Genomic DNA, 18,789 nt, shown 5'->3' with positions numbered 1-18,789 from the left:
GGACTCTCCTCGGGCACTCAGGCGAGTTGGGTCTCGCGGCTCTTCTGCTGGATCCGGAAGATCACGAACTCCGCCGGGAAGACCGGCGCGACGCCGATGGCGCAGATCAGACGGCCGTTCGCGAGGTCGTCCTCGGTCATCGTGGTGCGGTCACAGGCGACGAAGAACGCCTCGTCGGCGGTGGTGCCGGCGAGGGCGCCGCTGCGCCAGACCGTGGTGAGGAAGTTCGTGACCGTCTGGCGGACCAGGGACCACAGCGCCTCGTCATTCGGCTCGAACACCACCCACTGGGTGCCCTCTTCGATCGACTCCTCCAGGTAGAGGAACAGCCGCCGGACGTTGACGTACTTCCACGAGCTGTCCGAGGAGAGCGTGCGCGCGCCCCAGACCCGGTGGCCGAGCCCGGGGAAGAACCGCAGCGCGTTGATGCCCTTGGGGTTGAGCACGTCCTGATGGCGCTTGGTGATGTCCTGGGCGATGCCGTCGGTCAGCCGGATGCCCCGGATGACCGTGTTGGCGGGCGCCTTGTGCACCCCCCGCTCCACATCCACGCGGGCGTAGATCCCTGCCATATGGCCCGAGGGCGGCACCTCGGCATCGCGGCCCACCGACAGATCGCGGGTGACCAGCCACGGGTGGTAGAGCGCGGCGTACTTGGTGTCGAACCGCTCGCGGAACGCCTGGACGCCCTCGATGTCCAGACCGTCCTGCGGGTCGAGGATCGCGAACCGGTCCCTGAGCAGCTCGCAGTGGGTGACCAGGGCCGATTCGACCGTCCCTGACCACATGCCCGGCACCGCGCAGACCGCGACCTCGTCGATGTCCTCCAGCGCGTTGATCCCGGTGCGCTTGCCGCTGCCGCCGTCCTCGCCGACGAAGTCGGCCACGCTCAGGCTCCCGTAGGCGTCGTCCCCGCCTCCCAGCGTCAGCCAGGAGCCGACCGCGGGCAGGGGGAACTTCGCCGGGTCGGTGGACAGGGCGCCCAGAGCCGTCGCCCGCACCAGCCGGGAGCGCACTGCCAGGGTGGTCACCAGGTTCGCCGCGGTGTCACCGGTGAGCCGGAGGTTGCGGTGCGTCTCCGTCTCCACGGCCCCGGACGGATCGGTGAACCGGGCGTCGACCTGCGCCTCGACCAGTTGCAGCCGGTCGGTTTCGAACAGCGTCCCGGGCACGTTCCCGTCCAGGGTGACGACGTCCGCGGCGATCGACTCGACGGTGCGGATGGTCAGATGGGTGCCGTCGTCGAGCTGGACGACGGCGCCCTCGTACAGTCGGCTCGCTCCGCCGATCCGCAGCGTCGGCCCCGCCGAGGTCGTGCCCCGGCGCACGCGGCGCACCAGCAGCCCGCTCCGCCACGCCTCATGTGCGGTGCCGGACGGCAGGGTCAGCGTGACCTTCCCGTCCGCGGGCTGGCTGAGCTGGACCTTGAACCGGCTGGAGCCGATCTGCACCCAGACGTCGGGCGGCAGTTCGTCGGGGTCGAGCCCGGTCACCGCCGCGACCTCGACCGTCTCACTGTCCGCGGCGGCGTCCGCGGCCAGCCGCGTGACGAACAGCGCGCCCTCCTGCGGATCCGGCAGCACCGGCAGCGCGGCCGAGGCCATCGGCTGGATCCGGACCTGTACCCCGTCGCCCCATGAGCCGGGGCTGACGGCGGCGAACTCCAGTGTCTCCTCCGCGTTGCGCGTCCCGATCTGTACGTAGTCGCCGCGGCCCGCCCTCACCTCCGCGGGCAGCGGGGCGTCCAGCTCGATCCGGCGGGCGGTGGCGTCGTACGCGGCGACACCGGCGGTGTGGATCGACTGCTGGTCGTCGCCGCGGAAGAGCTGGATCTGCTGTCCGACGCCGGAGAACCCGATCAGGTGGCCGAGCTCCAGACGGGTCGCGCCCTTGGCGGCGTCGCGGGCGACCGGGCTCACCAGGCCGTGGCCCAGCACGCCCGAGGACGGGCTCGCCTGCCTGCTGGCGACCCGCTTGATGTACAGCCGCTGGCCGCCGTTGTCGAAGAAGCCCTTGACCGCCAGCGGGAACAGCCACCAACGGCCGCCTTCCGCCGGGTCGTTCGCCCAGGTGTCCCGGATCAGCGGGTCCGGCTCACGGAGAAATCCGCCGAAGGTGTTCTGGAACTCCAGGAAGTTGGTGACCAGCTTGGGCTTGCCGGTATACGGACCGCGTACGGTGACCCCGGCCATACCCGCCGTACTGGTGCTCACCCCCGCGATCGGCCGTGGGCCCGCATCGATCTCCTCGATGTAGACCCCGGGGCTCAGATACTCCGCCATGGACGGCTCCTTAACTCTCGCGGATCTCTATGACGTGCCGGCGCTCGATGTCCTGGGGCAGCCGCACGACCAGCGATCCGGTCCGGCCCGGCCGCTCGGTGGCCTGCAAGCGGAATATCTCCTCGACGGCGTGTTCTTCGGCCTTCTCGCCCTCCCACCGCAGGGCCAGCCGGAAGGCGCCCGTGGCGTCGGACAGGGTGCGCTCATGCCATGGCGTCAGGTCCCGGCTGGTCCGTCCCCTGGCCTCGACCAGCGCGCCCGCGACCGGCGCCCGCGTGGCCGCGTCGATCACGGCGCCGTGCACCGTGCGCAGACCCGTCGGGTAGGGGAAGGAGACGCTCGGCAGCAGCCGGACCAGCCGCGGCTCGGTCACCACCGGCGGCGGGTGGGCGTCGTCATACGGGTGCACCAGGAACTCGACGCCCACCAGGGCGGCCGAGAACGGCTGGCCGTCGGCCGGATACAGCGGCTGATAGCCGGCGGCCGCGAAGCGGGCCCGGTGGCGCCGTGGCCGCTTCGCCCACGGCTCGGCGCACCGGCCAAGACCCGGATAGGCGAAGGCGGCGCTGGGGGTGCGCACCGCCAGGTCGTCCAGCGGCAGCCAGTCGCCGTCCTCGTAGCGGTCCAGTTGGACCGTCACCCCGGCGCCGCGCACCCCCCGGGCGTAGTCGTCGAAGGGGATGAACCAGACCGGGCTGTGGAGCGTCGACCGCTCCAGCGGTACGAAGCGGCTCATGGCATCGCCGTCCCGCTGATGACCCGGCTGTGCACCGGGCGGACCGGGGTCTCGACGGCGGAGTCCAGGTTGACGACGCGGACCTCGTAGTTCAGCGACAGCCGGTACGGCTTCTGAATCGCGTACCAGACCCAGGACTTCTGGTCCAAGGTGAGCGGGGTCAGGCTGAGGTTCAGCGAGTCGGTGCTCGCCGCCAGGCTGCCGGACAGTTGTACGCCGTCCAGGATCGCGTCGTCGTAGAAGGTCTGCAGGGCCCGTCCGAGCATCCGGTGCTGGGTCGCCTGGTCGCCGCCCCAGGGGGTGACCAGATAGCGCAGCAGCAGGGCCATCGGCGGCTTGCGGGTGGTCGGTGGGTCGGGTGGCTGGGAGCGCACCGGCGGCCGGTTGCGCGAGGTGGGGTCCTCGGCGATCTCGTAGAGGAACACCGTGAGCTTCGGCGGCGGTGTCTGTACCGTCTCGGAGAGGTCGTTGAGTTCCGCGATCGGCGGTTCCACCTGGCTGAGCCCGCGCAGGGATTGGGTCAGGCTCTCCACGATGACCGTCGAGACGTCGGCGATGACGCCGAAGTCCCCCATGCGAATCCCCCCTCTCCGCGCTCGAAAGCGTGCTTCGAGAGAATGCCGGTCCCGGCGTGGCCGGACCGCGATGCGCTCATCACACGAGCGTCACCGGTCCGTTTTCGCTGCCGACGATGACGAATCCAGACACACACCGACAACGCCGAGGTGACACGGGGAGGCATATCTTCTTTTCATGGAAATCCCCTCAGAACGGACCGGTGTCCTGATCCTCCGGGTCTGGGTGGAAGGCGGCAGGCCGGACGGATTCCGTGCTCGCATCGTGCGGACGGAGGACCGGCACCAGGCGCCCCCCACCGCGGTGAGCGCGGTCGACGACGCACTCACCGCCGTGCGCGCCTGGCTCGATCAGTTCATCGAGCCCGACAGGTGACGTTGCCGCGACGTCCCGGTGATGCCTGGCCATATAGCGTCCTTTAGCGGGAAGGCCGGACACACGATCATGATCTGCTCGTAACATGGCTTTAGGGCATCCCGATGGGACGCATGGGATGGGTCGCTGAAGCCAATATCGCCCCGGGGGGCCGATGAGCGCAGAAGGCCATGTCATGACGTTGAGACTGCTCAAGAGTTTCGCGTTGTCGGTCGATCACAAACGCGTTCCGATATCCTCCAGCGCCCAGCGCCTTCTCGCGTTCCTCGCCCTGCAGAACATGCCACGGAGCCGTACCTACGTGGCCGGCACGCTGTGGCCGGACGTCACGGCGTCCCGTGCCAACGCCAACCTCCGCTCGTCGTTATGGCGCGCCACGCGTACGGGCCATCAGGTCATCGACGCGTCCGCACAGGAATTGGCGATCTGCAAGCACATCACCGTGGACATCCACGCGGCGGCGACGCGCGCACACCGGCTGCTCGACATGTCACGCCCGTGCGACGACATCCTCACCACGCAGATGCGGGAGGATCTCTCGGCCGACCTCTTACCCGAGTGGTCGGAGAACGAGTGGGTGCTGGTCGAGCATGAGCAGTACCACGAACTGCGGCTGTACGCCCTGGAGGCGATGACCGAACGGCTGACGGCGGCGGGCCGCCATGGCGAGGCCGTCGCCGCCGGGCTCGCCGCCGTGCGCGCGGAGCCCCTGCGGGAAAGCGCTCATCGCGTGCTCATGAACGCGCATCTCGCGGCCGGCAACCGAGGTGCGGCACTGCGGCAGTACGAGCAATGCCGCCGCGTCCTGCTCGACGAGCTGGGCCTGGAGCCCTCCCCGACGCTGAGGAACCTGGTGCCACCTGGGGGTGGTGCCACCCCAGAGCCCCCGGCGCGCCGGATCGTCTCCCGCCCGGTGAGCGACGTCCCGGCACAGGACACCGACACATCGGCCCCGGCGGGCACCGTGCCCGCGTAACGGGCGCGGTGCGCGGACCAGCGGACTGGACGGACTAGACGGCAGGGACCACTGGCGCGAGGTGGGTGTCGCGCCGTACCAGTGCGGCGTAGCGACCGTCCCTGGCCAGCAGCTCCTCGTGAGTGCCCCGCTCGGCGATTCGGCCGCCGTCGAGGACGACGATCTGGTCGGCGTCGCGCACGGTGGAGAGCCGGTGGGCGATGGTGATCGTGGTGCGACCGGCCGAGAGGGCGTCGATGGCCTGCTGAACGGCCTGCTCGGTGCGGGTGTCCAGGGCGCTGGTGGCCTCGTCGAGGATGAGGACGGGCGGGTCGCGCAGAATGGTGCGGGCTATGGCCAGACGCTGCTTCTCCCCGCCGGAGAAGCGATAGCCGCGCTCTCCCACCAGGGTGTCATAGCCGTCCGGGAGGGAGGCGATGTGGTCGTGGATCTGGGCGGCCTCGGCCGCCGCCACGATCTCCTCATCGGTCGCGTCGGGCTTGGCGAAGCGCAGGTTCTCGGCGACGGAGGCGTGGAAGAGATAGGTCTCCTGGGAGACGACGCCGATGGCCCGGGCGAGGGTGTCGAAGTCGAGGTCGCGGACATCCACGCCGTCGACCAGCACCCGGCCGCCGGTCACGTCGTAGAGCCGGGGCACCAGATAGCTGAGGGTCGTCTTGCCGGAACCGGTCGGCCCGACGACGGCCAGGCTGCCGCCCGCGGGGACGGTCAGATCGATGCCGCGCAGGGTGCCCTTCGACGCGCCGCCCTTTGACAGGGTGCTCTTCGACGCGCCGGGGGCCGTGCCGTCGTAGTCGAAGTCGACACCGTCGAAGCGGACTTCGCCGCGCACCTTCTCCAGCCGCACCGGGTCGGCCGGCTCGGTGATGTCGATCGGCAGGTCGAGGTACTCGAAGATGCGGGCGAAGAGGGCGAGGGAGGTCTGCACCTGCACACCGGTGGACAGCAGGCTCACCGTGGGCCGGAGCAGCCCCTGCTGGAGCGAGACAAAGGCGACGAGCGTGCCGATCGAGACGGTCGGGCCACCGGCCTGGAGGGCGATTCCCGCGGCCCAGTAGATCAGCGCGGGCATGGCGGCCATGACGATGCCGATGGTGGACATCCGCCAGCGGCCTGCCATGTTGGAGCGCACTTCCAGGCCCACGAGACGCTCGGATTGCTCGGCGAACTGCTGGGTGAGCGACTCGGACCGGCCCATGCTGCGGCCGAGCAGGATTCCGCTCACCGACAGCGACTCGGTGACCATCGCGGACATGGTCGCCATCTGCTTCTGGCGCTGCGAGGTGATCTTCTTGCGCTCCGCGCCGACACGGCGGCTGATCCAGACGAACACCGGCAGCAGGAGCAGCGAGACGATGGTCAGCCGCCAGTCGAGCGCGAGCATCGCGACGACGGTGGCGACCACGCTGGTGAGATTGGAGACCAGCGAGGTCGCGGTGGAGGTGACGGTGGCCTGCATACCGCCGATGTCATTGGCGATACGGGACTGCACCTCGCCGGTGCGGGTGCGGGTGAAGAAGGCGAGCGGCATGCGCTGCAGCCGGTCGTAGACGGCGGTGCGCAGATCGTGCATGACGCGCTGGCCGACGGTGGTGGAGATCAGGGTCTGCAGAACGCCGAAGACGCTGTTGACGACGGCCGTGGCGATCATGCCGAGGGCGAGCAGGGTGAGCAGTCCGGTGCGGCCGTCGGGGATGGCGGTGTCGAGGATTTCCCGGAGCAGGAACGGGGTGGCGACCGAGACCAGCGCGGAGGCGGCGACCAGCAGGCCGACCACGGTGAGGCGGCCGCGGTAGGGACGGAAAAGCCGGAGGATGCGCCGCACTTGGGCGGGCCGCTCGGGCTCCTGGGCGGACGGGATCCATGACGGTGGTGTGTCGGGGTGCATGGGCTCCTTCTGGAGTCAGGGAGGCCGCCGCGAGTGACGGCATGGTCGAGCCGTGATCGCGGCGGCGCGGACTTTGAGAGCATAGCTCATTGTTACCTATACTCACAATGAACGGGGTCCTGATAAACTGCGATCATGCCCACCCCCGAGACATCCGGCCTCCTCGCGGAGCAGTTGCTGCGCCTGACCCGCAGACTGCATCGCGCCCAGAAGCGCCATATGGAGCCACTGGGCATCACCCCCGCCCAGTCCCGCCTGCTGCGCACCGTGTCCCACAGCGACCAGCCGCCGCGGATGGCGGACCTGGCGCAGCGCCTCGAGGTGGTCCCGCGCGCCGTGACGACGCTGGTGGACGCCCTGGAGGCGCATGGCTCGGTGCGCCGCGTACCGGATCCGTCCAACCGCCGGGTGGTGCGCATCAAGCTCACCGACGCCGGGCGGGCGACGCTGCGCGCACTGCGCGAGGCGCGCCGAGCCGCCGCGGAGGACATCCTGGCACCGCTCAGCGATCAGCAGCGCGACGCGCTGGGCGAGCTGCTGGACACCCTCTCCGCCACCCCGGACCACCGCTGCTGAGGTCGCGGTGACGGGCATGTGACGGGCATCCGGACGCGGCGAAAGAGCGGCTGACCGCGGTGAAAGCGCAGCTGGACGCGAGGGAAGAGCGGCGCGAAGCCGTATCACAGCGCGACCAACTTCCCCTGCGCCCACCCGGCCTTCAAGCCGTACCCCCCGACGAGCCGGGCCATGGCGCCGAAGACCGCGGGCGGCGCGAGCCGCACGAAGGACGCCCGGACACGGCCGGCGCCGCGCTCAGGCGGCCAGATGCGCCTTGTCCCCCATGACCACCACCGGGTGCAGCTTGGGGTCGAGGTTCTTCAGCAGATACTCCATACCGGACTTGGAGAGGCTGACACAGGCCGAGGTGCCGCTGCCGTGATCCATGTGCAGCCAGATGCTGCCGCCCTTGCTCTGCCCTTCGGGCCGGGTCTGGTCGAGCGGCGAGGCGCCCTTGACCCGGTTGTAGTCAATGGCGATGACGTAGTTGAAGTCCGTCCAGTGGGACTTGGGCCAGTAGTGGGGCGCCGCGAAGGAGCCGGAGGCGGTGTACGGCAGCCGGGCGCCGGGGTCGGGCAGCACCCCGCCCGCGTCGCTGAGCGTGTAGACGCCGACCGGGCTGCGCTTGTCGCCCTCGTGATGGCTCGTCGTCCAGCCGCCCTTGCCGTTGTGCGCCGTCCAACTGTGTGTCCGCTCCCATGCCTTGCCCTGCTTGGTATAGAGGACCACGGTGGCGTCCGCGGAGTTCACCCCTTTGCCGTAGACCGCCACGACCTGACGGGACTGGTCCGGGATCCGGGACTGGAGCGTGTCCCCCACATCCGGGATACGCGTGGGATCCGGCGCGGGCGCCCCGCTGCGCAGCGCCTGTTTGCCCGAGCTTCCGCCCTTGTCACCGCCGCTGTCCCCGCCGCCGTCGCCGCAGGCAGTGAGAAGGACAAGGGCCGCGGCGGCCGCGGCCGCCGCGCGCATGGACATCGTGCCGGAGATTCGCATGTCCCCATGGTCCCACCTGCGTAGGACAGTGCCGTATGCGGGATTGGCGTGTTCCGGCCGCTCCCGGGAAAACCAGTTGAATTCCGCACCGTGGGAACGTCAGCCTTTCACCTCTCCTACCAGCCCTCCTCAGCCCGCCCGACCTTGGGACGTCATGCACATTCGCGATCTTCCGTATCCCGACCCCGGCCGACCCGACGTACGGTCAGGTCCGCGGTTTCTCTTCTGGCTGGGCAGGAATCAGTTGGGCGGGCAGGTCAAGGCGGCCCTGTGGGGTCTGGTGCACATGGCCGCGCTGGTGTCCTTCCCCATCGCCATCGGCTTCGGTGTGCAGGCGGTCGTGGACCGCTCCGGCTCCCGGCTGGCGATGGCCGGAGCGCTGATGGTGGGGCTCACCGTGCTCACCGCGCTGGGGGACGCCATGCTGCACCGCGCGGCGGTCACCAACTGGATCACGGCGGCGGCACGGGTGCAGCAGTTGCTGGCCCGCAAGGCGGTGGAGCTGGGCTCCGCCCTCACCCGGAAGGTGGCGGCCGGTGAGGTCGTCGCCGTCTCCACGGGCGATGTCGAGAAGATCGGCTGGTTTGTGGAGGCCCTCTCCCGCTTCACGGCTGCCGCGATCACCACCGTCGCGGTCTGCGTGGCCCTGATCCTCTACCAGCCGGCGCTGGGAGCGGTGGTGGCGGTCGGGGTGCCCGCGCTGGCGCTGGCCGTGCTGCCGCTGCTGCCGCGCGCGGCGCGCCGAGCCGATGAACAGCGGGAGAAGGCGGGCCGGGCGACCGAGCTGGCCTCGGACACCGTGGCCGGGCTGCGGGTGCTGCGGGGCATCGGCGGGGAGGAGCTGTTCCTGGGCCGCTACCGGCATGCCTCGCAGGAGGTGCGGATCGCGGCGGTGCGCAGCGCGCGGATGTGGGCGCTGATCGCGGCCGTGCAGGTCGCGCTGCCGGGGCTGCTGCTGATCGGTGTCGTCTGGTACGGGGCGTCGCTGGCCCGCGACGGACGGATCGAGGTGGGCGAGCTGGTCACCGTCTACAGCGCGGTGACCTTTCTGCTCTTCCCACTGCGGCACTTCGAGGAGATCGCCATGGCGTACTCCTTCTCCCGGCCCTCGGCGCGGCGCGCGGCCCGGGTGCTGGCGCTGCGGCGCTCCTCCCCGGACAGCAAGGGCGCGGCCGCCGTGAACGGCGGTGAGCGCGGCGAGGTGCAGGAGGCCACCGGGCCGCTCGGCGGGGATCTGTACGACCCGGCGAGCGGGATGCTGGCGCCCAGCGGGCTGCTGACCGCGGTGGTGTGCGGCGACCCGGACGCGGCGGGGCGGCTGGCCGACCGGCTCGGCGGACATCCCACCCACGACGGCCCGGGCGACGGGGACCCCGGCGGGGCGCCGTCGGCGCTGCTGGGCGGCGTCGCCCTGGACAAGGTGCCGCTGACCACGGCGCGCGCGGCGGTGCTGGTGCAGGACAAGGATCCAGTGCTGCTCTCGGGGGCGCTCGCCGAGCTGCTGGATGTGCCGAGGTCCGGCGAGGTCACGGCGGAGAAAGCGCTCGAGGCGGCCCAGTGCGGAGATGTGCTGGACGCGCTGGCGCAGGCGTCGGCGGCCGAGGCGGATGACGCCGGCCCCATGCGCACCCGGATCACCGAGCGCGGCCGCTCGCTGTCGGGTGGCCAGCGGCAGCGGCTGGCACTGGCCCGCTCGCTGGTGACCGATCCGGAGGTGCTGGTGCTGGACGAGCCGACCTCGGCGGTGGACTCGCACACCGAGGCGCGGATCGCCGACGGGTTGCGGGGGCTGCGGGCGGGCCGGACGACCATCGTGCTCACCTCCAGCCCGCTGCTGCTGGACCGGGCCGACCGGGTGGTGTTCGTGCCCGACGGCGAGGCGGCGGGGGTGGGCACCCATCGTGAGCTGCTGGGCACCGATCCCGCGTATCGCGCGGTCGTCACCCGGGAGACGGAGGACGGGGCCGCCGTGCGGCGGGCCGGGCGGGGCACAGGCCCGGCCGGACACGGCCTGAAGGACATCGGGCGGATCGAGGAACAGATCGAGGAGTCGGCATGATCGGCGTGGCACCCCCCGTCCATGACCCGGCCGCACCGGAGTCGGCGACGACGCTGCCGGTCGGCACACCCACCACCGTGCGGGCCTATGTGCGTGAGCTGCTGCGGCGGCATCGGGCCGCGTTCACCGTGCTGATGGTCGTGAACGCGACCGCGGTGATCGCCTCCATGGTCGGCCCCCAGCTGCTGGGGGGCCTGGTCGAGGACCTCTCCCAGGGCGAGGATGACCTCCACATCGGCCGCATCGTGGCGCTGTTCACGGTGGCGCTGGTGGTGCAGACCGTGTTCGTCCGGATGGTGCGGCTGCGCGGGGCGGTGCTGGGCGAGGAAATGCTGGCGGATCTGCGGGAGGACTTTCTCGTCCGGTCGGTGGGTCTGCCTCCGGGGGTGCTGGAGCGGGCCGGGACCGGGGATCTGCTGTCCCGGATCACCACCGATATCGACCGGCTGGCGAACGCGATGCGCGAGGCCGTGCCGCAGCTGGCCATCGGCGTGGTGTGGACCGGGCTGCTGCTCGGCGCGCTGACCCTGACCGCTCCCCCACTGGGGCTCGCAGTGCTGGTGGCCCTTCCGGTGCTGGTGGTCGGCTGTCGCTGGTACTACCGCCGCGCGCCGAGCGCCTACCGCTCCGAGGCAGCCGGCTACGCGGCGGTGTCCGCGTCCCTCACCGAGAGCGTGGACGCCGGGCGGACCATCGAGGCCCATCGGCTGGGCGACCGGCGGATCGCCCAGTCCGAGCTGCGTATCAAGCAGTGGACGGCGTGGGAGCGCTACACGCTCTGGCTGCGCTCGGTGCTCTTCCCGGTGATCAATGTGAGCTACACGCTGATCACCGGTTCGGTGCTGATGATCGGCGGCGTGTGCGTGATGCGGGGCTGGATGTCGATCGGCGATCTGACCACCGGTGCACTGCTGTCGCAGATGCTGGTCGAGCCGATCGGGCTCATCCTGCGCTGGTACGACGAGCTGCAGGTCGCTCAGGTGTCGCTGGCCCGGCTGGTGGGGGTGCGGGAGATCGAGGAGGGCCCCGCCGACAAGGGGGTGGTCCCCGGCGGCCGTGAGGTGCGGGCGGACGAGGTGCGGTTCGGATACCACGAGGGCAGCGATGTGCTGCACGAGGTGTCCATGAAGGTGCCGCCGGGGACGCGGCTGGCGCTGGTGGGCCCGTCCGGGGCGGGGAAGTCCACCCTGGGGCGGCTGCTGGCCGGGATCTATTCCCCGCGCACCGGCCGGGTGACGCTGGGCGGGGCGGAGCTGGCGCGGATGCCCGCCGAGCGGGTCCGTGAGCATGTGGCCCTGGTCAACCAGGAGCACCATGTCTTCGTGGGCTCGCTGCGTGACAATCTGCTGCTGGCCCGCGCCGTCGCCAAGGACGCCGAGCTGTGGGCGGCGCTGGGCGCGGTGGACGCCGACGGCTGGGCCCGCGCGCTGGACGAGGGCCTGGAAACCGAGGTCGGATCGGGCGGTCTCGCGCTCACCCCCGCACAGGCACAGCAGATCGCGCTGGCCCGGCTGGTGCTGGCCGATCCGCATACGCTGGTGCTGGACGAGGCCACCTCGCTGCTGGACCCGCGGGCGGCGCGCCATCTGGAGCGGTCGCTGGGCCGGGTGCTGGAGGGCAGGACCGTGGTGGCGATCGCCCACCGGCTGCACACCGCGCATGACGCGGATGTGATCGCCGTGGTCGAGAGCGGCCGGATCACCGAGCTGGGCAGCCATGACGAACTCGTCGCGGCGGACGGGGCCTACGCCGCGCTGTGGCGCTCCTGGCATCAGTGAGGGTGGCCGCGCCCAGGCGCGGCCACCCCGGTACCGTCCGGGATTCAGATGACGCCGAGGGCGGCCAGCCCACCCACGCCGCCCAGCAGCATGAAGACCGGCATCAGCACCTTCAACTCGACCCAGCTGCCGGCCCGGAACCGCATCCCCTTCGGCGGGCCGAGCGCGTACCAGCGCTTGCGGCCGATCGGGATGGGCCACAGGATCGGGCAGCCGGAGACGGTGAGCGCGTCCCCGATGTCGTGGATCAGGGCGCCGAGGACGATCGGCAGGCCGAGCCAGAGGTACTCCTGGCCCGGTGCGCTGAACAGCCAGTCCGAGCCGTTGCCCGGCTGGTGCAGCACATCGGCGAGGATCCAGGCGCTGGCCGCGCCGAGCAGCCATACCAGGACATCGCTGGAGACCCGGGCCGCGCGCCACAGCAGCCCCTCGACGGCCAGCACCATATGCACGAAGAGGATGCCCAGCACCGCCCACCGCCCGCCGACCATGGCGAGCGCCGAGGCTCCGGCGCCGATCAGCACCGCCCATACCCAGGTGTGGGTGAGGGTGCGGTGGCCGCCCGAGCGGCGCGGGTCGCCCTGCTTCCTGGTCGCCTTGTAGACGGAGTACGAGAGCTTGTCGATCACCTCGCACAGTCCCTTTGAGATGGGCCCGAAGGCGCGCGATATGGTCGCCGCCTTGTGGTCGAGGTCGGGGGCGAGCGCAGCTCCCGCGCAGATCAGCGCGCCGGCGACCAGCACCGGCCAGGGCATCGAGTGGCCGGCCGCCGCGGCCGCCGCCCCCACCCCCAGCCAGGCCGCCGCTCCGGACAGCGAATGCGCCGGTCCCATCATGGTCGTACCCCGCCCCTGTTCTTTCCCGCTTCCGTGCGGGAGTTGACTGCTTCGGCCCGGCACAGCCTAGCGGCGGGCGATCTTCGTCCGCACAGCCGGTTCCCGTCCCGGCGGGGAAACCAGGCAGTATAGGTGCGTGACTCTTATCGATCAGCTGCCGAGCGACGCCGACCCCGACGCACTTTTCGAGGCGTTCTCCACCTGGGTCGAGGAGCGGGGCATCTCGCTGTACCCCGCCCAGGAGGAAGCGCTGATCGAGGTGGTGTCCGGGGCGAATGTCATCCTGTCCACACCCACCGGATCGGGCAAGAGCCTGGTGGCGGCCGGCGCCCACTTCGCCGCGCTCGCGCGGGACCAGGTCACCTTCTACACCGCGCCGATCAAGGCCCTGGTATCGGAGAAGTTCTTCGAGCTGTGCAAGGCATTCGGCACCGAGAACGTCGGGATGCTGACCGGGGACGCGTCGGTCAACGCGGACGCGCCGGTCATCTGCTGTACGGCCGAGGTGCTGGCGTCCATCGCCCTGCGGGACGGCAAGGACGCCGATATCGGCCAGGTGGTGATGGACGAGTTCCACTTCTATGCGGAGCCGGACCGGGGCTGGGCGTGGCAGATCCCTCTGCTGGAGCTGCCGCAGGCGCAGTTCATCCTGATGTCGGCGACGCTCGGTGATGTGAGCCGGTTCGAGGGGGATCTGACCCGGCGCACCGGGCGGCCCACCGCGGTCGTGCGGTCCGCGACCCGGCCGGTGCCGCTGAGCTACGAATACCGGACGACGCCGCTGACCGAAACGCTGACCGAGCTGCTGGAGACCCAGCAGGCGCCGGTCTACATCGTGCACTTCACACAGGCGGCGGCGGTCGAGCGGGCCCAGGCGCTGATGAGCATCAATATGTGCTCGCGCGCCGAGAAGGACGAGATCGCCGCGCTGATCGGCAATTTCCGGTTCACCACCAAGTTCGGCCGGAATCTGTCCCGTTACGTCCGGCACGGGATCGGCGTGCACCATGCGGGCATGCTGCCCAAGTACCGGCGGCTGGTGGAGAAGCTGGCGCAGGCCGGGCTGCTCAAGGTCATCTGCGGTACGGACACCCTCGGCGTGGGCGTCAATGTGCCCATCCGCACCGTCCTGTTCACCGCGCTGACCAAGTACGACGGTCAGCGGGTGCGGACGCTGCGGGCCCGGGAGTTCCACCAGATCGCGGGCCGGGCCGGCCGGGCCGGCTTCGACACCGCGGGCTTTGTGGTGGCCCAGGCGCCCGAGCACGTCGTCGAGAACGAGAAGGCGCTCGCGAAGGCCGGGGACGATCCGAAGAAGCGCCGCAAGGTGGTCCGCAAGAAGGCGCCGGAGGGCTTCGTCAACTGGGGCCAGAACACCTTCGAGAAGCTCATCGCCTCCGAACCCGAGCCGCTCATCTCCCGGTTCCGGGTCACCCACGCGATGCTGCTGTCGGTCATCGCCCGGCCCGGCAACGCCTTCGAGGGGATGCGCCACCTGCTGGAGGACAACCACGAGCCGCGCAAGAACCAGCTCCGGCACATCCGCCGGGCGATCGCGATCTACCGGTCGCTGCTGGACGGCGGGGTGGTCGAGCAGGTGGAGCCACCGGGCGCCGACGGTGCGGACGGGGCCGCCCCGATCGTCCGGCTGACGGTGGATCTGCAGCAGGACTTCGCGCTCAACCAGCCGCTGTCCACCTTCGCGCTGGCCGCCTTCGAGCTGCTGGACCCCGAATCGCCCTCCTACGCCCTGGACATGGTCTCGGTCGTCGAGTCGACGCTGGACGATCCCCGGCAGATCCTGGCGGCGCAGCAGAACAAGGCGCGCGGTGAGGCGGTCGCCGCGATGAAGGCGGACGGTGTCGAGTACGAGGAGCGCATGGAGCGGCTCCAGGACATCACCTACCCCAAGCCGCTGGAGGAGCTGCTCTTCCACGCGTACGGGCTCTACCGCAAGAGCCATCCCTGGGTCGGCGACCACCCGCTGTCGCCCAAGTCGGTGATCCGCGACATGTACGAGCGGGCGATGACCTTCACCGAGTTCACCTCGTTCTACGACCTGGCGCGGACCGAGGGCATTGTGCTGCGCTACCTGGCCAGCTCCTACAAGGCCCTGGACCACACCGTGCCGGACGATCTGAAGTCCGACGATTTCCAGGACATCGTCGCCTGGCTCGGCGAGATGGTGCGGCAGGTCGACTCCAGCCTCCTGGATGAGTGGGAGCAGCTGGCCAACCCGGAGGACGAGTCGGCGGAGGAGGCGCAGGAGCGCGCCGACCAGGTCAGGCCGGTCACCGCGAACGCCCGCGCCTTCCGTGTGCTGGTGCGCAACGCGATGTTCCGCCGGGTGGAGCTGGCCGCTCTGGACAAGGTCGCCGAGCTCGGGGAGATGGACGCGGACTCCGGCTGGGACGAGGATGCCTGGGCGGAGGCGATGGACGGGTACTGGGAGGAGTACGAGGAGCTCGGCACCGGGCCGCAGGCCCGCGGGCCGAAGCTGCTGCTGATCGAGGAGGACCCCGAGCACGGCCTGTGGCGGGTGCGTCAGACTTTCGACGACCCGAACGGCGACCACGACTGGGGCATCTCGGCGGAGGTGGATCTCGCCGCCTCCGACGAGGAGGGCCGGGCGGTGGTCCGGGTCACCGACGTGGGCCAACTGTAGCCTCCTGGACGCGGTCCACGCCGAGGACCGGCACGGCCCCCTCAGTGAAGGAGCACCACCGATGACCAATCCCGCCGAGCGCCTGGTCGATCTGCTCGATCTGGAACGGATCGAGCAGGACATCTTCCGCGGCCTCAGCCCCGATGAGTCGCTGCAGCGGGTGTTCGGCGGGCAGGTGGCGGGCCAGGCGCTGGTGGCCGCCGGGCGGACCACCGACGGGCTGCGTCCGGTGCACTCGCTGCACGCGTACTTCCTGCGGCCGGGGCGGCCGGGTGTGCCCATCGTGTACCAGGTGGAGCGGATCCGGGACGGGCGCTCCTTCACCACCCGCCGGGTCGTCGCCATCCAGCAGGGTCGCACGATCTTCAATCTGACGGCCTCCTTTCATGCTGCTGAGCCGGGTATCGAGCAGCAGCTTCCGATGCCCGAGGTGCCCGGGCCGGAAGGTCTGCCGACCCTCGCCGACGAGGTCCGCTCCCATCTGGGAGCGCTCCCCGAGGCGTTCGCCCGCATGGAGCGCCGGCAGCCCTTCGACGTCCGCTATGTGGAGCGGCTGCGCTGGACGGACGAGGAACTCAAGGGCGTGGAGCCGCGCAGCGCCGTATGGATGCGCGCGGTGGGGCCGCTCGGGGACGACCCGCTGGTGCACACCTGCGCGCTCACCTATGCGAGCGACATGATGCTGCTGGACGCGGTGCGGATGCCGGTCGAGCCGCTGTGGGGCCCACGGGGCTTCGACATGGCCTCGCTGGATCACGCCATGTGGTTCCACCGGCCGTTCCGCACGGATGAGTGGTTTCTCTACGACCAGGAGTCGCCCGTGGCCACGGGCGGCCGGGGACTGGCGCGCGGCCGGATCTACGACCGTGCGGGCCGGCTTCTGGTGTCGGTGGTGCAGGAGGGGTTGTTCCGCCCGCTAAGGCCCGCCGAAGGTGCCGCCGGAGGCGCGGCCGAAGGAGCGGCCGGAGAAGCCATCGACGGCGGCTGAGCGCCCCCGGGGTGTGTGCCGCGCCGTGTCTCATCGCCTGCCGACCAGCTTCTGCCACAGGCTCCGCGGGCGGCCCGGGGCCGGGGTGCGATCCTCGAGCGGCCGCTCCGCCCCGGCGTCCGGGCGCGGCGCCGGCCGGGCCCGACGGGCATCGCCCAGTGAGGAAGCAAGGGCGGCCCGATAGCGCCGGATCTCCCGTGGGTCGTCGGCCGTGACCACCGCGTCGATGACGTCCCGGACCGCGCCGGCCTCGGGGCGCATCCGGACGAGCGCGGGGCGCAGCGCCCGCAGATGTGCCCGCTCGTACGGATCGGCCACGGCCGAGGCCAGTTCGACGGAACGCAGCACCGAGGCCAGGACCGCGGCCCGCTCCCAGGGGTCCTCGGTCTGGGCGAGCAACTGGCCGATCCTGCGGCCGCGCCATTTCGCGGCCCGCCAGTCCTCCCCGGCGGCCAATGCGACGCTCAGCCCAGGCGGCGTGCGGCCGCTCAGCAACTCCGGCTGCCTGATGGCGAACTCGGTCAGCTCCGATGCCGGATAGAGCCATACGACGGCCCGATAGCGATTGATATAGAACCGGACGGGGGCGAAGAAGCCCCCGCGCGCGAGACGGGTGAGCCGGCCCTGGCTGATGCCGAGCAGCTCCGCGCCCTCCGCCGTGCCGACCACGCGCAGGCGGACGATGAGCGCCTCCGGGAAGCCCTCGGCGGCGGTCACCCGCCGCAACTCCTCGCACCCCACCCGCCGGCCGAGGCCGGTGGTGACGGTGCGCACCTCTCCCAACTGCACGGCCAGCTCGAACTCTCGCGGTTTGAGCCCCAGCGCCCGGGCCGCCGCGCCGAACGCGACACTCTCGCCCGGTCCGCCCGGCTCCGCCGGCCCGCCGGGGTCTCCCGGCCCGCTCGCCTGTCCCGGTACGCTCGGCTCCCCGAGCCACTCCAGGCTCCACGGCCCCTGGCTCTCCCGCAGCTCCTGATCCATCCGCACTGCCATGGCGACGTCCTCCCCCGCACTGCCTCAATCACTGACAGTGACGACGATAGCCGCGAAGCAAGACGGTCGGTCAGCCCTGTGGATAACTTCCGCGCGGCATCAGCCGGGTGTGCCGGTCTCCTGCCTGGCCTCGACTCCCAAGTGCTCCCCCACCCGGTTGACCAGCAGCGCCATCTCGTAGGCGACCTGCCCCACATCGGAGTCCGGCCCGGTGAGCACACACAGACAGCTGCCGTCCCCCGCCGCTGTGACGAAGAGGACGCCCTCGTCGAATTCGACCATCGTCTGCCGCACCCGGCCCGTCCGGAAGTGGTGCCCGGACCCCTTGGCGAGACTGTGCAGTCCCGAGGCCACCGCGGCCAGGTGCTCGGCGTCCTGGCGCACCAGTGTGGAACTCGCCCCCGTCACCAGCCCGTCGTTGGACAGCACCAGCGCATGCCGTATCTCCGCGATCCGCTCGGTCAGGTCGTCCAGTAACCAGTCGAGCCCCTTGTTCACTGCCATATCCGATTCCTCCCCGATTCCCCTTCAGCTGCGTGCCAGCCTTTCTCACTGCCGCCGTCTGGGCAACCCGCCCCGCCCGGCACCCCACGGTTGTGCGCTGATTGACGCAGGATGGGGACATGGCACAGAACATGACCAAGGATCAGTGGCAGAAGTTCCTCATGGAGGGCACCCGCACCGCGAAGCTGTCGACCGTGCGGGCCGACGGAAGCCCGCACATCGCCCCCGTGTGGTTCCTGCTGGACGGTGACGATCTTCTCTTCAACACAGGTCAGGAGACGGTCAAGGGACGCAACTTGGCCCGCGACGGCCGGGTCGCCATTTGCGTGGACGACGACAGGCCGCCGTTCGCCTTCGTCACGCTGCGGGGCCAGGCCGAACTCATCGACGATCTGCAGCAGGTCCGCGACTGGGCGACCCGGATCGCCGCCCGTTACATGGGTGAGGATCGGGCGAAGGAGTTCGGCGACCGCAACGGCGTGCCGGGCGAACTGCTGGTCAGGGTGCGCATCGACAAGGTACTCGCGCTCGCCGGAGTCACCGACTAGCGAGATTCGACCGAAATCCATTCCTTCAAGA

Annotated in this window: 16 protein-coding genes; 8 read left to right on the top strand and 8 right to left on the bottom strand. The window is 70.7% G+C overall.

What is annotated here, in order from left to right; translation table 11 throughout:
• Window positions 1–17: 17 nt before the first annotated feature.
• From STRVI_RS18925 to STRVI_RS18915, 3 genes are read right to left on the bottom strand one after another with little or no spacing between them, the layout of a single operon-like run.
• Window positions 18–2,282: a phage tail sheath C-terminal domain-containing protein gene (locus STRVI_RS18925; RefSeq protein ID WP_014057284.1), complete on the bottom strand. Its 2,265-nt coding sequence runs from the start codon at window positions 2,280–2,282 to the stop codon at window positions 18–20.
• A gap of 10 nt (window positions 2,283–2,292) precedes the next feature.
• Window positions 2,293–3,018, bottom strand: a complete 726-nt coding sequence (locus STRVI_RS18920) for a carboxypeptidase-like regulatory domain-containing protein (protein ID WP_014057283.1) — start codon at window positions 3,016–3,018, stop codon at window positions 2,293–2,295.
• Window positions 3,015–3,593, bottom strand: a complete 579-nt coding sequence (locus STRVI_RS18915) for a DUF4255 domain-containing protein (protein WP_014057282.1) — start codon at window positions 3,591–3,593, stop codon at window positions 3,015–3,017. Before STRVI_RS18915 ends, STRVI_RS18920 begins: the two co-directional genes overlap by 4 nt.
• A 178-nt stretch (window positions 3,594–3,771) precedes the next feature.
• Here STRVI_RS18915 and STRVI_RS18910 point away from each other — a divergent pair, with 178 nt between their 5' ends.
• Window positions 3,772–3,969: a hypothetical protein gene (locus STRVI_RS18910; RefSeq protein WP_014057281.1), complete on the top strand. Its 198-nt coding sequence runs from the start codon at window positions 3,772–3,774 to the stop codon at window positions 3,967–3,969.
• A gap of 175 nt (window positions 3,970–4,144) precedes the next feature.
• Window positions 4,145–4,945 carry an AfsR/SARP family transcriptional regulator gene (locus STRVI_RS18905; RefSeq protein ID WP_014057280.1) on the top strand — a complete coding sequence of 267 codons (801 nt, stop codon included), beginning with the start codon at window positions 4,145–4,147 and terminating at the stop codon, window positions 4,943–4,945.
• 34 nt (window positions 4,946–4,979) lie between these two features.
• Here the strand turns inward: STRVI_RS18905 and STRVI_RS18900 are convergent, their stop codons facing one another.
• Entirely contained in the window at window positions 4,980–6,833 is a 1,854-nt protein-coding gene (locus tag STRVI_RS18900; RefSeq protein ID WP_014057279.1) for an ABC transporter ATP-binding protein, read from the bottom strand.
• A 135-nt stretch (window positions 6,834–6,968) separates the two neighbouring features.
• On the opposite strand from STRVI_RS18900, the gene STRVI_RS18895 reads away from it, so the two are divergent.
• Window positions 6,969–7,409 (top strand): MarR family winged helix-turn-helix transcriptional regulator, encoded by a 441-nt coding sequence (locus tag STRVI_RS18895; protein ID WP_014057278.1) that lies wholly within the window; start codon window positions 6,969–6,971, stop codon window positions 7,407–7,409.
• 237 nt (window positions 7,410–7,646) lie between these two features.
• On the opposite strand, the gene STRVI_RS18890 is transcribed toward STRVI_RS18895, so the two are convergent.
• Window positions 7,647–8,387, bottom strand: a complete 741-nt coding sequence (locus tag STRVI_RS18890) for a L,D-transpeptidase family protein (protein WP_014057277.1) — start codon at window positions 8,385–8,387, stop codon at window positions 7,647–7,649.
• A 154-nt stretch (window positions 8,388–8,541) separates the two neighbouring features.
• On the opposite strand from STRVI_RS18890, the gene STRVI_RS18885 reads away from it, so the two are divergent.
• Complete coding sequence (locus STRVI_RS18885) at window positions 8,542–10,446, top strand: ABC transporter transmembrane domain-containing protein (protein WP_014057276.1); 1,905 nt, start codon at window positions 8,542–8,544, stop codon at window positions 10,444–10,446.
• Window positions 10,443–12,224, top strand: coding sequence for an ABC transporter ATP-binding protein (locus STRVI_RS18880; RefSeq protein ID WP_014057275.1), 1,782 nt, complete (start codon window positions 10,443–10,445; stop codon window positions 12,222–12,224). Before STRVI_RS18885 ends, STRVI_RS18880 begins: the two co-directional genes overlap by 4 nt.
• Before the next feature lie 44 nt (window positions 12,225–12,268).
• Here STRVI_RS18880 and STRVI_RS18875 read toward each other — a convergent pair whose 3' ends face one another.
• Window positions 12,269–13,060 (bottom strand): metal-dependent hydrolase, encoded by a 792-nt coding sequence (locus tag STRVI_RS18875; protein ID WP_014057274.1) that lies wholly within the window; start codon window positions 13,058–13,060, stop codon window positions 12,269–12,271.
• A 136-nt stretch (window positions 13,061–13,196) separates the two neighbouring features.
• On the opposite strand from STRVI_RS18875, the gene STRVI_RS18870 reads away from it, so the two are divergent.
• A complete protein-coding gene (locus STRVI_RS18870) occupies window positions 13,197–15,725 on the top strand; it encodes a DEAD/DEAH box helicase (RefSeq protein ID WP_014057273.1) in 2,529 nt (842 codons plus the stop codon).
• A gap of 61 nt (window positions 15,726–15,786) precedes the next feature.
• Window positions 15,787–16,713: an acyl-CoA thioesterase gene (locus STRVI_RS18865; RefSeq protein ID WP_014057272.1), complete on the top strand. Its 927-nt coding sequence runs from the start codon at window positions 15,787–15,789 to the stop codon at window positions 16,711–16,713.
• Window positions 16,714–16,743: 30 nt separating this feature from the next.
• Here STRVI_RS18865 and STRVI_RS18860 read toward each other — a convergent pair whose 3' ends face one another.
• Together STRVI_RS18860 and STRVI_RS18855 are read right to left on the bottom strand one after the other, a co-directional pair.
• A complete protein-coding gene (locus STRVI_RS18860) occupies window positions 16,744–17,706 on the bottom strand; it encodes a DUF6397 family protein (protein WP_014057271.1) in 963 nt (320 codons plus the stop codon).
• Window positions 17,707–17,805: 99 nt separating this feature from the next.
• Entirely contained in the window at window positions 17,806–18,210 is a 405-nt protein-coding gene (locus STRVI_RS18855; RefSeq protein WP_014057270.1) for a roadblock/LC7 domain-containing protein, read from the bottom strand.
• Between the two features lie 119 nt (window positions 18,211–18,329).
• Here STRVI_RS18855 and STRVI_RS18850 point away from each other — a divergent pair, with 119 nt between their 5' ends.
• Window positions 18,330–18,758 carry a PPOX class F420-dependent oxidoreductase gene (locus STRVI_RS18850; RefSeq protein ID WP_014057269.1) on the top strand — a complete coding sequence of 143 codons (429 nt, stop codon included), beginning with the start codon at window positions 18,330–18,332 and terminating at the stop codon, window positions 18,756–18,758.
• Window positions 18,759–18,789: the final 31 nt, after the last annotated feature.

This window comes from Streptomyces violaceusniger Tu 4113, from assembly GCF_000147815.2.
GTDB lineage: Bacteria > Actinomycetota > Actinomycetes > Streptomycetales > Streptomycetaceae > Streptomyces > Streptomyces violaceusniger_A.
Note: the sequence above shows the minus strand (reverse complement) of the source record. Positions and strands in the feature narration are given on the sequence as shown.